16 protein-coding genes are annotated in these 13,756 nt (G+C 69.7%); 8 read left to right on the plus strand and 8 right to left on the minus strand.

Annotation, left to right across the window (positions count from 1 at the left end):
- The 5 genes from QSG27_RS23025 to QSG27_RS23045 all read left to right on the plus strand — a co-directional run.
- Positions 1-599, plus strand: a 599-nt coding sequence (locus QSG27_RS23025; RefSeq protein ID WP_306710258.1) for a M20/M25/M40 family metallo-hydrolase, incomplete at its 5' end; no start/stop codon positions are given.
- Positions 596-1,828: a M20/M25/M40 family metallo-hydrolase gene (locus QSG27_RS23030; protein WP_306710260.1), complete on the plus strand. Its 1,233-nt coding sequence runs from the start codon at positions 596-598 to the stop codon at positions 1,826-1,828. The genes QSG27_RS23025 and QSG27_RS23030, both read left to right, overlap by 4 nt.
- Before the next feature lie 55 nt (positions 1,829-1,883).
- Positions 1,884-2,927, plus strand: a complete 1,044-nt coding sequence (locus tag QSG27_RS23035; protein ID WP_306710262.1) for a GMP reductase — start codon at positions 1,884-1,886, stop codon at positions 2,925-2,927.
- 157 nt (positions 2,928-3,084) lie between these two features.
- Complete coding sequence (glf, locus tag QSG27_RS23040; protein ID WP_306710264.1) at positions 3,085-4,353, plus strand: UDP-galactopyranose mutase; 1,269 nt, start codon at positions 3,085-3,087, stop codon at positions 4,351-4,353.
- Positions 4,350-4,526, plus strand: coding sequence for a hypothetical protein (locus QSG27_RS23045; protein ID WP_306710266.1), 177 nt, complete (start codon positions 4,350-4,352; stop codon positions 4,524-4,526). Before glf ends, QSG27_RS23045 begins: the two co-directional genes overlap by 4 nt.
- Here QSG27_RS23045 and QSG27_RS23050 read toward each other — a convergent pair whose 3' ends face one another.
- From QSG27_RS23050 to QSG27_RS23085, 8 genes are all read right to left on the minus strand, one after another.
- Complete coding sequence (locus QSG27_RS23050; protein WP_306710268.1) at positions 4,527-5,528, minus strand: formate dehydrogenase subunit gamma; 1,002 nt, start codon at positions 5,526-5,528, stop codon at positions 4,527-4,529.
- Between the two features lie 127 nt (positions 5,529-5,655).
- Complete coding sequence (fdh3B, locus tag QSG27_RS23055) at positions 5,656-6,291, minus strand: formate dehydrogenase FDH3 subunit beta (protein ID WP_306710269.1); 636 nt, start codon at positions 6,289-6,291, stop codon at positions 5,656-5,658.
- Between the two features lie 40 nt (positions 6,292-6,331).
- Positions 6,332-9,265: a formate dehydrogenase subunit alpha gene (locus tag QSG27_RS23060; protein ID WP_306710271.1), complete on the minus strand. Its 2,934-nt coding sequence runs from the start codon at positions 9,263-9,265 to the stop codon at positions 6,332-6,334.
- Between the two features lie 28 nt (positions 9,266-9,293).
- Positions 9,294-9,509: a twin-arginine translocation signal domain-containing protein gene (locus QSG27_RS23065; RefSeq protein WP_306710273.1), complete on the minus strand. Its 216-nt coding sequence runs from the start codon at positions 9,507-9,509 to the stop codon at positions 9,294-9,296.
- Entirely contained in the window at positions 9,499-10,167 is a 669-nt protein-coding gene (locus tag QSG27_RS23070; RefSeq protein ID WP_306710275.1) for a TorD/DmsD family molecular chaperone, read from the minus strand. Before QSG27_RS23070 ends, QSG27_RS23065 begins: the two co-directional genes overlap by 11 nt.
- 118 nt (positions 10,168-10,285) lie before the next feature.
- Entirely contained in the window at positions 10,286-10,750 is a 465-nt protein-coding gene (locus QSG27_RS23075; RefSeq protein ID WP_306710277.1) for a DUF3306 domain-containing protein, read from the minus strand.
- Entirely contained in the window at positions 10,743-11,267 is a 525-nt protein-coding gene (locus QSG27_RS23080; protein WP_306710278.1) for a DUF3305 domain-containing protein, read from the minus strand. Before QSG27_RS23080 ends, QSG27_RS23075 begins: the two co-directional genes overlap by 8 nt.
- Complete coding sequence (locus QSG27_RS23085) at positions 11,264-11,869, minus strand: biotin/lipoate--protein ligase family protein (RefSeq protein ID WP_306710279.1); 606 nt, start codon at positions 11,867-11,869, stop codon at positions 11,264-11,266. Before QSG27_RS23085 ends, QSG27_RS23080 begins: the two co-directional genes overlap by 4 nt.
- A gap of 91 nt (positions 11,870-11,960) precedes the next feature.
- Between QSG27_RS23085 and QSG27_RS23090 the strand changes: the two genes are divergently transcribed.
- The 3 genes from QSG27_RS23090 to QSG27_RS23100 form a co-directional block, all read left to right on the plus strand.
- The gene (locus QSG27_RS23090; RefSeq protein WP_306710280.1) at positions 11,961-12,308 is read left to right on the plus strand and encodes a hypothetical protein; all 348 of its coding nucleotides are present in this window, start codon (positions 11,961-11,963) and stop codon (positions 12,306-12,308) included.
- A 114-nt stretch (positions 12,309-12,422) separates the two neighbouring features.
- The gene (gene nadA / locus QSG27_RS23095; protein ID WP_306710282.1) at positions 12,423-13,433 is read left to right on the plus strand and encodes a quinolinate synthase NadA; all 1,011 of its coding nucleotides are present in this window, start codon (positions 12,423-12,425) and stop codon (positions 13,431-13,433) included.
- Between the two features lie 66 nt (positions 13,434-13,499).
- A partial coding sequence (locus QSG27_RS23100; protein WP_306710284.1) for an FAD-dependent oxidoreductase occupies positions 13,500-13,756 on the plus strand: 257 nt, incomplete at its 3' end.

Raw genomic sequence — 13,756 nt, forward strand, 5'->3', positions numbered from 1 at the left:
TGCTGGCCCACCGCCACCACGCTCTCCAGCGCCGAGACGACCGTGTTGTCGAGCGGGACGTAAACCGCCTCCACCTTCCCGCCGAGATGACGCTGGCGGCGGAACGGCTGGCCGCGGCCTCCGACGCCGGGCTGGTGGCGACGGTGGGCCGCATCGAGGCGAAGCCCGGTGCCGTGAACGTCATCCCCGGCGAGGTGGCCTTCACCCTGGACGTCCGCGCGCCGGAGGACGCCGTGCGCCGCGACGCCTGCGCCGCCATCCGCAAGGAGATGGAGGCGATCGCCGCCCGCCGCCGCGTGGAACTGGCGGTGGAAACCACCCACGACGCGGCGGCGGCCCCCTGTTCCCCCGCTATCCGGCGGCAGATCGAGGCCGCCGTGGCCCGCGCCGGCATCCGTCCCCTGTCCCTGCCCAGCGGCGCCGGGCACGACGCCATGGCCTTTGCCGGCGTGCTGCCGATGGGCATGCTGTTCGTGCGCTGCGCGGGCGGCATCAGCCACAACCCCGCCGAATCCATCACCGCGGAGGACGCCGACCGGTCGGTGCGGATCCTCCTGGACATCATCCGCCACTTCGAGCACGAGACCCCGACGCCATGACCGACTCCGCCCAACAGGCCGTCCGCGCTTTCCTGGAGCAGACCCGCGACGATCAGGTCCGCTTCCTGGCCGAACTGGTCAAGGTGCCTTCCGACAACCCCGCCGGCGACTGCGCCCCCCACGCGGCGCGCGCCGCGGCGCTGCTGGAGGCCATGGGGCTGACGGTGGAGCGGCACCCGGTCCCGGCGGATCTGGTGCGGGCCAACGGCATGATCTCCGCCACCAACCTGATCGTGCGCCGCCGCTTCGGCGACGGGCCGACCGTGGCGCTGAACGCCCACGGCGACGTTGTGCCGCCGGGCGAGGGCTGGACCCGCGACCCCTACGGGGCTGAGGTCGTGGACGGCTGGATGTACGGGCGCGGCGTCGCCGTGTCGAAGTCCGACTTCGTGACCTACACCTATGCCCTGCTGGCCCTGGAGAAAGCCGGGCTGGACCGCGGCACGGTGGAACTGCACCTGACCTACGACGAGGAGGCGGGCGGCGAGATCGGGCCGAAATGGCTGCTGGACGAGGGGCTGACCAAGCCCGACTTCGCCATCGCCGCGGGCTTCAGCTACGGCGTCGTCACCGCCCACAACGGCTGTCTGCATCTGGAGGTCGAGGTCACCGGCAAGTCCGCCCACGCCGCCCTGCCGATGACCGGCATCGACGCGCTGGAGGCGGCGACGGCGATCCTGGGCGCGCTCTACGGGCACCGCAAGGGCTACGCCGGCACCGTGTCGGCGGTGGGCGGCATCGGCTCGCCGCAATTGACGGTCGGGCTGATCAAGGGCGGCATCAACACCAACGTCGTCCCCGACCGCGTGACCCTGCGCCTCGACCGCCGCATGATCCCGGAGGAGACGCCGGAGACGGTGGAGGCCGGGTTGCGCGCCGTCATCGCCGAGGCGGCCACCGCCTTCCCGCAGGCCCGCGTGGCGGTGCGCCGCATCCTGCTGGCCCGCCCGCTGACCCCGCTGCCCGGCACCGACTGGCTGGCCGCCGTCCTCTGCGCCCACGCCAGCCGCGTGATGGGCGAGCCGGTGGAGACCAAGGGCGTTCCGCTCTACACCGACGCGCGCCACTACTCCGACGCGGGCGTCCCCATCGCCCTGTTCGGCGCCGGCCCCCACACCATCGAAGAGGCCAACGCCCACCGCGCCGACGAGCGCCTGCCGCTGTCCGACCTGTTCAAGGCGACGGAGGTTGTGGCCCTGTCGCTGTTGGAGTTGTTGGGCGAGGGGTGAGCGATTTCGGCAAAGGCGCAACGGCCCGCTCCACAACGACAAGGACGACCCGCCGGTGATCATCGAGAACGATCTGAAGCTGGACTTCAAGGATGTGCTGATCCGCCCGAAGCGCAGCACCCTGGAAAGCCGCAACGACGTGGACATCGAGCGGACCTTCCGCTTCGTCCACAGCGGGCTGGAATGGACGGGCTTCCCACTGATCGCGGCCAACATGGACGTGGTCGGCACCATGGCCGTCGCCCGCGCCCTGTCGCGCTTCGGCGCGATGACCGCGCTGCACAAGCACTACCCGGCAGAATCCCTGATCTCCTTCTTCCGGGACGAGGACACGGCCAACGTCTTCTACTCGCTGGGCACGACCGAGGCCGACTACGACAAGTTCCAGGCGGTGAAGGCCAAGGCCCCGGTGGGCAAGCTCTGCCTGGACGTCGCCAACGGCTACACGGAGCGCTTCGTGCGCTTCATCGCCCGGATGCGGAAAGAGAACCCGGACATCGTGATCATGGCCGGCAACGTGGTGACCGGCGACATGGCCGAGGCCCTGCTGCTGGCCGGGGCCGACATCATCAAGGTCGGCATCGGGCCGGGGTCGGTCTGCACCACGCGGAAGATGACCGGCGTCGGCTATCCGCAGCTCTCCGCCATCATCGAATGCGCCGACGCCGCCCACGGGCTGAAGGGGCAGGTCTGCGGCGACGGCGGCTGCACGGTGCCGGGCGACATCTCCAAGGCGTATGGCGCGGGTGCGGACTTCGTGATGCTCGGCGGCATGCTGGCCGGCCACGACGAGTGCGAGGGCGACATCCGCTACGAGGAGCGCGGCGGGCAAAAGGTCCCGGTGGCGATGACCTTCTACGGCATGTCGTCCGACACGGCGATGCACAAGTACGCGGGCGGCGTCGCCTCCTACCGCGCGTCGGAGGGCAAGACCGTGGAGGTCCCCTACCGCGGCCCGGTGGACGGCACGATGCAGGAGATCATGGGCGGCGTGCGCAGCATGATGACCTACATCGGCGCCACCAAGCTGAAGGAGGTGTCGAAGCGCACCACTTTCGTCCGCGTCGGCGCCCAGTTGAACACCGTCTTCGGGGGCTGACACCGCCGGAGGTACCCCGCAGCGGCATCGCCCTCCCCACCGTCTTCGTCCGGAACCCACCGGCGGATTCCTCCGTTCGCAGACCATGCGGACGGACGGGACGCCGGAAGGTTTGCCCCGTCCGTCCGCTTTTGGCTGGACGAGGAAGGCAGACCTTATGCGCGATTTCGACGGAGCGGTTCCGGCTTATGTGGGGCCGGCTTATGTGGGGCGTTCGGACGGGCCGGCGGCCTTCGATTACCTGATCGTCGGGGCGGGCTTCGCCGGCAGCGTGCTGGCGGAGCGGCTGGCGGCGGGGCTGGGCAAGCGGGTGCTGCTGATCGACCGGCGCCCGCACATCGGCGGCAACGCCTACGACCATCACGACGACGCGGGCCTGCTGATCCACCGCTACGGTCCGCACATCTTCCACACCAATTCGCAGCCGGTGGCGGACTATCTGTCGCGCTTCACCAAGTGGCGCCCCTACGTGCACCGGGTGCTGGCCCATGTGGACGGGCAACTGGTCCCCATCCCGATCAACCGCACCACCGTCAACCGCCTGTATGGGCTGGACCTCGACGAGGCGGGCGTCGCCGCCTTCCTGAAGAGCCGGGCGGAGCCGGTGGCCGATGTCCGCACGTCGGAGGACGTGGTGGTTGGCGCGGTCGGACGGGAGCTGTATGAAAAGTTCTTCCGCGGCTACACCCGCAAGCAATGGGGCCTCGACCCGTCGGAGCTGGACAAGGCGGTCACCGCCCGCGTGCCGACGCGGACCAACGACGACGACCGCTATTTCGGCGACAGCTTCCAGAACATGCCGCTGCACGGCTACACGCGGATGTTCGAAAACATGCTCGACCACCCGAACATCACCATTCGCCTGGACGCCGACTTCCGCGACGTGGCGCGCGAGGTGCGCTACCGCAACCTGATCTTCACCGGCCCGGTGGACGAGTATTTCGGCCATCGCTTCGGCAAGCTGCCCTACCGCTCCCTGACCTTCCGGCACGAGACGGTGGACCGGGAATGGTTCCAGCCCGTCGCCGTCGTGAACCACCCCGGCGAGGACGTGCCGCACACCCGTGTCACCGAATACAAGCACCTGACCGGCCAGAGCAACCCGCGGACCAGCCTGACCTGGGAGTACCCGTCGGCGGAAGGCGACCCCTACTACCCGATCCCCCGCGCGGAGAACGCGGCGCTGTACCGCAAGTACCAGGAATTGGCCGATGCGACGCCGAACGTCCATTTCGTCGGGCGGCTGGCGACCTATCGTTACTACAACATGGATCAGGTGGTGGCGCAGGCGCTGGCGCTCTACACCCGCATCGCCAAGGCCGAGGGCGCCGTCGCGGAGGGCGCGCGGGGCATCTCCGGGATCGGCGCCGCCCCCCCGGCCGCTCCATCGCCCGCTCCGGTCCACAGCAGGAGGGAAGCGTCATGAAAGCGTTCGGAATAGCCCTGGCCGCCGCCGTCGTCCTCGCCATCGGGGCCAGCGTCCTTCTGGAGGGCACGCTGAGCCGCACCGCCGACCAGACCTTCGCCGCCCCCTCGGTCCGGCTGAGCGAGGACAACACCGTGCAGCACCGCAACTTCATGGGGCGACCGGCGGAGTGATCACTCCGCCGCGTGGTGGCGCAACCGCTCGTCCTGGTTGGCGCCCCCGGTGCGGAGCTGCTCCTCGTACCAGCGGCGGTGGTGGTCCTTGGCCCAGTTCTCGTCCACCACCCCGCTGCCCATGGCGTCGAAAGCGCCTTCCATGCCGATGGTGCCGATGTAGATGTGCCCGATGATCAGCGCGATCATCAGCGCCGCCACCACCCCGTGGACCACATGCAGGATCTGCATGCCGCCGATCCCGGTGACGGCGAAGGGCATCATCAGCAGGAATCCGCTGACCGCAAGCGCCCCCCCGCCGAACACCACCGCCCAGAACACGCCCTTCTGACCGGCGTTGAAGCGCCCGGCCTCGGGATGCTCCCCGGACTTGCCGAAGATGCCGCCCATGGTCTTCAGCCAGACGAGATCGGCCCTCTCCGGGATGTTGTCGCGCACCCACAGCACGAAGATCATCAGAAGCCCGATGACGAAGGGAACGCTGAAGAAATTGTGCATGTACTTGCTGGCCTCGGCCAGTGTCGTGAAATTCGGGTGGCCGATCAGCGGGATCAGCAGCGTGCGCCCGAAGGTCACGACCAGCCCCGTCACCGCCATGATCAGGAAGCTGACCGCCGTCGTCCAATGGGCGAAGCGGTCCATCCCGCCGAAGCGCAGCACCGGGCGTCCCGACCGCCCGCCATGGATGCGGATGGTGCCGCGGATCAGGTAGAAGACGGCCAGCGCCGCGATCGGCCCCAGGAACAGCACGCCGGCGATGATCTTCAGCCAGACCATGCGGAACTCGCGCCACTCCCGCCCCTCCGGCTGGACCAGGACGCCGAGTTTGCCGTCGGGGATGCTGACCCGCCCGGTGAGCTTGTCCGGGGTCTGGTAGAGCTGCACCTCGTCCTTCGACGTGGGCGCGTTCGGCCCCGGCGTCTGGTCGAACTGGGCCTGCACCGCCGGGGCGGCCAGCAGCAGGACGAACAGGACCGGCAGAAGGCGGAGGAGCTTCGTCATGGCGCGTTCCTTCCCTGGAGAAATGGGCCCCTGGAGAAATGAACCCCCGGAGAAATGAATCCCCGGAGAAATGGGCCTCGCGGGGGGGAGGCTCGTGACGGGGGAACCCTTGCCCCCACCCCATCACTCAGCTTGCCCCCGCACCGCCGCCGCGCGGCCCGAAGGCGCCGCCCCGGTCATCGCTGCCATAGGCGGTGGACCAGCCCCAGGCGCCGGAACCATAGCCGCGGCGCACCGTCCGCTCCTTATAGATGTCGGCCAGAACCTCGCCGTCACCGGCCATCAGCGCGCGGGTGGAACACATCTCCGCGCAGAGCGGCAGCTTGCCCTCGGCCAGCCGGTTGGTGCCGTATTTCTGGTACTCCTCCATCGTGTTGTCCGCTTCCGGACCGCCGGTGCAGAAGGTGCATTTGTCCATCTTGCCGCGCCCGCCGAAGTTGGTCGCCTGCGGGTATTGCGGCGCGCCGAAGGGGCAGGCGTAGAAGCAATAGCCGCAGCCGATGCACAGATCCTTGGAATGCAGAACCACCCCGTCCGCCGTCTGGTAGAAGCAATCCACCGGGCAGACCGCGGCGCAGGGCGGGTCGTTGCAATGCATGCAGGCCATGGAGATCGACCGCTCGCCCGGCACGCCGTCCTTCAGCGTGATGACGCGGCGGCGGTTGATGCCCCAGGGGATGTCGTGCTCGTTCTTGCAGGCGGTGACGCAGGCGTTGCACTCGATGCAGCGTTCCGCGTCGCACAGGAATTTCATGCGGGCCATAAGTCTCGGTCCTCCGGTTTTTCGGCCTCCCTGGGGCGCATCAGGCCGGTTCGACGCGGCAGAGCGTCACCTTGGTTTCCTGCATGAAGGTCATGGGGTCGTAGCCGTAGGTCGTCACCCCGTTGGCCGGCTCGCCCAGGACGATGGGGTCGGTGCCCGGCGGGTAGTTCTCCCGCAGGCTGTCGCCCTGCCAGTAGCCGGAGAAGTGGAAGGGCATGAACACCGTGCCGGCGCCGATGCGCTCGGTCACCAGCGCGCGGACCCGCGCCTTCGCGTTGTCCTCCGGCCCGTAGACCCAGACCATGCCGCCGTCGCGGATGCCCAGGCGCTCGGCGTCCTTGGGGTTGATCTCCACGAACATCGACTGCTGCAATTCGGCCAGCCAGGGGTTGGAGCGGGTCTCCTCGCCGCCGCCCTCATACTCGACCAGCCGCCCGGAGGTCAGGATGAAGGGGAAGCGCTGGCGCACGTCGCTGTCCGCCACCTTGAACTGGAGCGAGCGGGCCAGTTGCGGCAGGCGGTAATCGCGGCGGTCCTCGATGGCCGGGAACTCCTTCACCAGCTCGGGCCGCGGGGAATAGATCGGCTCGCGGTGCAGCGGCACCGGGTCGGGCAGGTTCCAGGCGACGGCGCGGGCCTTGGCGTTGCCGTGCGGCGAACAGCCGTGCTTCAGCGCGACGCGGATGATGCCCATGGACAGGTCGGTCTGCCAGCTCACCTCGTCCACCTTGTCGCCGCCGATGGCCTGGATGACGCGCATCTCCTGCGCCGTCAGGTCCTTGTCCCAGCCCAGCTTCTTCAGCATGGCCATGGTGAATTCGGGATAGCCGTCCTCAATCTCCGACCCTTTGGAGAAGGAGCCGTCGGCGAGCAGGCTGACGCCGTTGCGCTCCACCCCGAAGCGGGCGCGGAAGACGCCGCCACCCTCCATCACATGCTTGGAGGTGTCGTAGAGCACCGCGCAGCCCGGGTGGCGAAGCTCCGGCTGGCCCCAGCAGGGCCAGGGCAGGCCGTAGTAATCGCCCTTCAGCGGGCCGCTGGTCGCCTGCATGGTGATCTTGTCGAAATCGGCCTGATGCTTCATGTGCATCTTCAGCCGCTCCGGCGACTGGCCGGTGTAGCCGGTGGACAGGCAGCCGCGGTTGATCTCGCGCAGGATGTCCTCGGGCACCGGGCGGGTCTGCTCCACCGTGATGTGCTTGAACATATCGTCGGCGAAGCCGAACTTGCGGGCCAGCAGATAGATGATGGTGTAGTCGTCCTTGGACTCGAAGATCGGCTCCACGACCTTCTCGCCCCATTGCATCGACCGGTTGGAACAGGTGCGCGAGCCGTCCGTCTCGAACTGGGTGCAGGCGGGCAGGATGTAGGTGCCGTTCCTCCGGTTCTTGAAGGCGGCGAAGGTGGTCGGGTGCGGGTCGGCGATGACGAGAAGGGACAGGGCCTCCAGCCCCTTCAGCATCTCCGGCATGCGGGTGACGGTGTTGCCGCCGTGGCCGAAGACGACCATCGCCTTCAGCGGCGACGGCTGCTCGATCTCCTCCGGCTTGTAGGTGACGCCGTCGAACCAGCGGGTGGTCGGGATGCCCTTGGCCTCCATCAGGGCCTTGGAGGCGAAGCGGCCCTTCATCCACTCGTAATCCACGTCCCAGACGCGGCAGAAATGCTTCCACGCCCCTTCCGCCAGGCCGTAATAGGAGGGCAGGGTGGAGACGTCGAGCCCGAAGTCGGTGGCGCCCTGCACGTTGCAGTGGCCGCGGTAGATGTTCGCCCCGCCGCCGGCCACCCCGATGTTGCCGAGCGCGAGCTGAAGGATCGACAGGGCGCGGACGTTGGCGGTGCCGGTGGTCTTCTGGGTGATGCCCATGCACCAGATGACGGTGGACGGGCGGTTCTTCGCCAGCGCCTCCGCCACGCGGCGGAGCTGTTCGCCGGGCACGCCGCTGACCCGCTCCACCGTGGCGGGGTCCCACTTCTTCACCTCGGCGCGGATCTCGTCCATACCGTAGACGCGCTGGCGGATGTACTCCTTGTCCTCCCAGCCGTTCTCGAAGATGTGCCACAGGAGGCCCCAGGTGACCGGGATGTCGGTGCCGGGGCGGATGCGCACATATTCGGTGGCGTGGGCGGCGGTGCGGGTGAAGCGCGGGTCGATGACGATGAAGGGGGCGCGGTTGCGCTCCTTCCCGCGCAGCATGTGCGGCAGCGAGACGGGGTGGGCCTCCGCCGGGTTGCCGCCGATGATCAGCAGCGCCTTGGAATTCTGGATGTCGTTGTAGCTGTTGGTCATGGCGCCGTAGCCCCAGGTGTTCGCCACCCCGGCGACCGTGGTGCTGTGGCAGATGCGCGCCTGATGATCGACGTTGTTGGTTCCCCAGAAGGCCGCCAGCTTGCGGAACAGATAAGCGCCCTCGTTGGAGAACTTGGCGGAGCCCAGCCAGAAGGTGGCGTCCGGCCCCGACTGCTGGCGGATCTCCAGCAGCTTGTTCCCGATCTCCTCGATGGCCTGGTCCCAGGAGATGCGCTGCCACTGGCCGTCCACCAGCTTCATCGGGTACTTCACCCGCCGCTCGCCCTTGGTCAGCTCGCGCACCGACGCGCCCTTGGCGCAGTGGGCGCCCTGGCTGATCGGGCTCTCCCAGCCCGGCTCCTGCCCGGTCCACACGCCGTTCTGCACCTCCGCGATCACGGTGCAGCCGACGGAGCAGTGGGTGCAGACGTTCTTGCGGGTGACGACCTCGACGTTGGGCAGGGTCGGCCCGGCCTCGGCCTTGCGGATCATCGCGGCGGGCAGGGCGCCCAGCGCCGCCATGCCCCCGGCGGCGAGGCCGGAGGTCTTCAGGAAGCCGCGGCGGTCCACGGCTTCGCCCAGCCCGGCGGTGCCCACCGAAAGTCCGTTGGCAGAGAGGCCGTTCAGGCGGCGGGCGAGGGGGGCGCGGGTGGCGGCGGTTCCGGCGTTGCGCTTGACGAGCATGGGGCGGCCCTCTGGATCGAAGTCGCGGTCAGAGACGGTTCAGCGCGTAGAAGCGCTTGACGTGTTCGGTTTCGCGGTAGCGGGACTTCACCCGCTCGGGCTGCGACTCCTCCACCTCCGCCGGGGTGGCGCGCAGGGTAACGGCCACCGCGGCGGCGCCCGCCGCACCCAGGCCGAGGCCCTTCAGCAGGCTGCGGCGTTCCAGTCCCGTCCTGCCGGTCTTCGGGGTGTCGTCACGGTGCATGGATGATGCCCTCCCGCTTGTCCTGCCCGCGGACCGCGCCGTCGTGGGCGTGCGCGATCATCGCGAAGGCGTTCGTCTCGATGTCCAGGAACAGCCGCCCGACGGTCCCCACGGGCCGGTACAGATCCGCCGCCGCGGCCTCCTCCAGATCCCGGAAGAAGCGGGGCGCCCAGGGCGCCAGATGGCGCTCGAAGAAGCGCTTCTGGTGCGGCAGGTCCGCCGTGCCGATGGTGCCGGCGGCCAGCCCGCCCATGATGTCGGCGATGGCGGCGATGTGGTCCTCCGGCTCGCTGACGCCGGGGGCGCGCTCGACGCCGAGTTCCTGCATGTCCTCGCGCAGGCGGGCCAGCGGGCGGTCGATCAGGAAGCCGGTGCGGTAATAGGAGGCGAAGGGAACCAGTTCGCCCCGAGTCACCCCGATGAACAGGTCGTGGTATTCGCGCCCGGCGCGATGCTCGCCGTCCGGGTCCCCGGCGAGGGAGCGGGCGCGTGCGGCCAGGGCGGTGATGGCGCGGCCCAGGGGGGAGCCGTCCCCGGCCAGCGCGCCGACCGTGCCCAGCAAGGCGCGTGACGGCGGGCGCGCCAGCAGATGGGCCAGCAGGCCGTACGCCTGCGCCCGCAGCCGATCCGCGTCGTCGATGCTGGCCGATGCCGCCATGCCCCTGCCCCGCTTGCCTTTTCCGGTGGCCGGTTATGGTCCGGCTCATTCGGGACAACAGCGGGGGTGCACAAAGGTTGCGCAGTTCGGTGGGGGTGGGGCAAGCGGCCCCCAACATCTACACCGTCCGCTCATCCTCCGGCCCGTCCGAACCGTCGGCGGGCGGTTCCGGGGCGGAAGGATCGTCCTCCTCGTCGGCCTCGGCGACCGCGGCGTCCTCCGGGGTCTTGTCTTCCCCGCCGATGCGGTCCAGCAGGTCGGCGATGCGGTCGGTGGGCAGCAGCGCGCCATAGCCGGGGGCGTTGCAGTCCCAGTCATACTCGGCGAAGCCTCGGAAGCCCGCGATGACCGGATCGCTGGCCCAGGCCCGGCGCAGGGCGAGCCGCCGCAGCTCCGGCGGGACGTTGCCGGCGAGGAAGCCGGTGTAGTCGCTGTCCGCGCCCAGGCTGTCCAGCGGCGGCAGGCTCTCCGGATCGAAGGGTTCCGGAGGAGGGGCGGCGGCCTGCTCCTCCTGAGTCTCCCGCGCCTCCTGCTTGCGGCGGGACCAGCGGGACAGGAAGGCTTCGGACCCGTCGTCATCCATGGTTGGCGTCCTTTCCAGGCCGTGCGACCGGGGCGCGGCGGGCCAGCGCCTCCGGGTCGGCGCGGTCGCGCCGGCGCTTGTAGAAGGGGCGGTCCGTATGGTGGCGGGCCACGAAGCCGCGCATCCATTCGGCCAGATCGGCGGGCAGGGGAATCGCCTCGATCAGGTCGTCGCCCGCGTCGGAATGGGCATCCACCTCGCCGGGATCGACGGTGACGGCCAGCAGCCGCAGCCCCGGCTCCTCCGCGCAACGGCGCAGGATGACGTAGAGCGTCGGACGGCCGCCCTTGAGGTTTTCCGCGTAGTTCCCGGCCTCGCCGGGATACAGCACGATCTCCGCGGCGCCCGCGTAATAGGCGGTGCACCCGCCGTCCCGCGCCAGGACCGTCCAGGGCGCGCGGTCGGGCAGGGCGGGCAGGGCGCCGGTCACCCGCCAACGGGCGTCCACCCATGGATTGTCGATGCGCTGGCGCTCCACCGTGATGCCGACGCCGCGCCGTTCGGCCTGTCCGGTCATGACCGCACCTCCTTTTCCGCGGGGACGAGCCGCCGTTCCCAGACCCGCCGCACCGGCTCGAATCCCTCCTCCATCCAGCGGTCGATCCAGGTCAGGAAATGCCGGGTGAAGCTCTCCAGCACCGCCACGGCGTCGGTGTCGCCGAAGCCTTCCTCGCGCAGCGCCGTGCGGTCGGGGCGGCGTCCGGGGGCGGGATCGTCCGGGTCGCCCAGAATCTCCAGCTCGGCGGCGGCCACGGCCCAGGCCGGAATGCCGTCCTCCTCGTCCGGACCCAGGACGACCGTCACCACGCCCGCCGCCGCGCCGTTCAGCATCAGGCGGCCCGTGCCGTCGAACCGGATGGTCTGGTTCGGCGGCCCCAGCGCCTCCAGCGCGTCGGCCAGGGCGACCAGGGTGACGGCGGCAAGACCGCCGTCCGCGCCGGGGCGGTCGGGGGCCAGCACCACCGCCACGTCCAGCCGGTCGCGCCGGCCCGCGTGGACGAGCGTGCCGGGCTCCGCCCCCTCCGCGGCGAAGCGGCAGGCGGTGGCGAAGGGACCGTCCGCCTCGGCGGGCCAGGGGCGGAAGATCGGGGGAAGCGTCGGGGTGCCGGTCGGGTCCATACCCCTGACAACACGGAAACGGGAGGCTTGGTGCCCGTGCCTGTTGGTGGGGGACGGCCTTTCGCCCCTCGCCCAGAAGGAGTCCGCCGCCTTGCTCGCCGCCCTCATTTCCTCCGGCCTCGTGGCCGGGCTGCTGATGACCGGCCACGTCATCGCCCAGGAAACCACCAAGGAGTCGCTGTCCAACGACGTCCAGGTGCAGCAAAGCCAGGAACCGCCGCCCAACCAACAGGGCGTGCGTGCGCCCAAGGCATCGACCAGCGGCGACACCCAGGGGTCCGAGCTTCAGCAGGCTCTGGCCGATCTGCGCCGGGCCCCGCCGGATCTTCAGGGCAACCCGGTGCCGCGCCCGAACCAATGGGCCAGCGAACCCGACATGGGGCACGAGCCCACCCGCTCCGAAAACCCGTCCGACCTGTCCAGCCAGGAAGCGAAGTAGGGAGGTCTGCCGACGGATCGATGGGGCGATGGGTTGGGCGCACTCTTTTGCCCTTGATATGCTCCAGTCGAGCATTTATGGTTTTGCTCACAGAGAGCATTAAAGGAATGTGCCATGCGCGATACCACCGGCCTCGCCTACACGTCCGACATCGCCGCGGCGACGCAGCCGATCTACGAGCGTGTGAAGCGCGTGATCCCCGCCGTCGAATGGCCGTTCCACGCCCCGCTGGTGCATGAGATCAACCGCCTGAAGCGGGAGCGCAACGCGGTGATCCTCGCCCACAACTATCAGACGCCGGAGATCTTCCACGGCGTGGCCGACATCGTGGGCGACAGCCTGGCGCTGGCCGCGAAGGCGACCGAAACCGACGCCGACGTGATCGTCCTGGCCGGCGTGCATTTCATGGCGGAGACGGCGAAGCTGCTGAACCCGGCGAAGACGGTGCTGATCCCCGACACGGGGGCGGGCTGCTCGCTGGCCGAATCGATCACCGCCGCCGACGTGCGGCTGCTGCGCGAGCGCTATCCCGGCGTGCCGGTGGTCGCCTACGTCAACACCTCGGCGGACGTGAAGGCGGAGGTGGACATCTGCTGCACCTCCGGCAACGCGGTGGAGGTGGTGGAATCGCTGGGCGTGCCGCGCGTCATCATGCTGCCCGACGAGTATCTGGCGAAGTACGTCGCCACCCAGACCAGCGTCGAGATCATCGCCTGGAAGGGCCATTGCGAGGTGCACGAGCGCTTCACCGGCGACGAGATCCGCGAGTTCCGCGGACGCTTCGGCGATCTGGTCGTCATCGCCCACCCGGAATGCCCGCCCGACGTGCTGGAGGCCGCGGACTTCGTGGGCTCCACGGCGCGCATGGTCGATTTCGTGGCGGACCGCCGCCCGCCGCGGGTGCTGATGGTCACCGAATGCTCGATGAGCGACAACGTGGCCGCCGCCTCGCCGGAGACGGAGTTCGTGCGGCCCTGCAACCTGTGCCCGCACATGAAGAAGATCACGCTGGCGAACATCCTGGACAGCCTGCGCACGCTGGAGCCGCGGGTGACCATCGCCCCGGAGGTGGCCGACCGCGCCCGCCGCTCCGTGGAGCGGATGCTGGCCGTCAAACCGCGCTGAGTGACTTCCCTCTCCCGGGGCGGGAGAGGGGATGTTCTCGTCAAAATCCCTCCCCGGAGGCTTCCCATGGTCACCCCCTACACGGTCCGCGATTCGGAGGTGGTCGTCATCGGCTCCGGCCTTGCCGGGCTGACCGCCGCCCTGCATCTGGCGCCGCGCGCCGTCACGCTGCTGACCAAGACGCCGGACCTGCCGGGCGGGTCCAGCAACCACGCCCAGGGCGGCATCGCCGCCGCCATCGGACCCGGCGACGGGCCGGAGGCGCACGCCGCCGACACGGTGGCCGCGGGGGCGGGGTTCGTGGACGCGGGCCGCGCCCTGCT

Source organism: Azospirillum isscasi, assembly GCF_030849505.1.
Taxonomy (GTDB): Bacteria; Pseudomonadota; Alphaproteobacteria; order Azospirillales; family Azospirillaceae; genus Azospirillum; species Azospirillum isscasi.

Excerpts from the sequence above, each read along its gene's own strand:
- QSG27_RS23075 (WP_306710277.1), bottom strand. The coding sequence starts at position 10,750 with ATGGATGACGACGGGTCCGAAGCCTTCCTGTCCCGCTGGTCCCGCCGC.
- QSG27_RS23070 (WP_306710275.1), bottom strand. The coding sequence starts at position 10,167 with ATGGCGGCATCGGCCAGCATCGACGACGCGGATCGGCTGCGGGCGCAG.
- QSG27_RS23065 (WP_306710273.1), bottom strand. The coding sequence starts at position 9,509 with ATGCACCGTGACGACACCCCGAAGACCGGCAGGACGGGACTGGAACGC.
- fdh3B (WP_306710269.1), bottom strand. The coding sequence starts at position 6,291 with ATGGCCCGCATGAAATTCCTGTGCGACGCGGAACGCTGCATCGAGTGC.
- QSG27_RS23080 (WP_306710278.1), bottom strand. The coding sequence starts at position 11,267 with ATGACCGGACAGGCCGAACGGCGCGGCGTCGGCATCACGGTGGAGCGC.
- QSG27_RS23045 (WP_306710266.1), top strand. The coding sequence starts at position 4,350 with ATGAAAGCGTTCGGAATAGCCCTGGCCGCCGCCGTCGTCCTCGCCATC.
- nadA (WP_306710282.1), top strand. The coding sequence starts at position 12,423 with ATGCGCGATACCACCGGCCTCGCCTACACGTCCGACATCGCCGCGGCG.
- QSG27_RS23060 (WP_306710271.1), bottom strand. The coding sequence starts at position 9,265 with ATGCTCGTCAAGCGCAACGCCGGAACCGCCGCCACCCGCGCCCCCCTC.
- QSG27_RS23085 (WP_306710279.1), bottom strand. The coding sequence starts at position 11,869 with ATGGACCCGACCGGCACCCCGACGCTTCCCCCGATCTTCCGCCCCTGG.
- QSG27_RS23030 (WP_306710260.1), top strand. The coding sequence starts at position 596 with ATGACCGACTCCGCCCAACAGGCCGTCCGCGCTTTCCTGGAGCAGACC.
- glf (WP_306710264.1), top strand. The coding sequence starts at position 3,085 with ATGCGCGATTTCGACGGAGCGGTTCCGGCTTATGTGGGGCCGGCTTAT.
- QSG27_RS23050 (WP_306710268.1), bottom strand. The coding sequence starts at position 5,528 with ATGACGAAGCTCCTCCGCCTTCTGCCGGTCCTGTTCGTCCTGCTGCTG.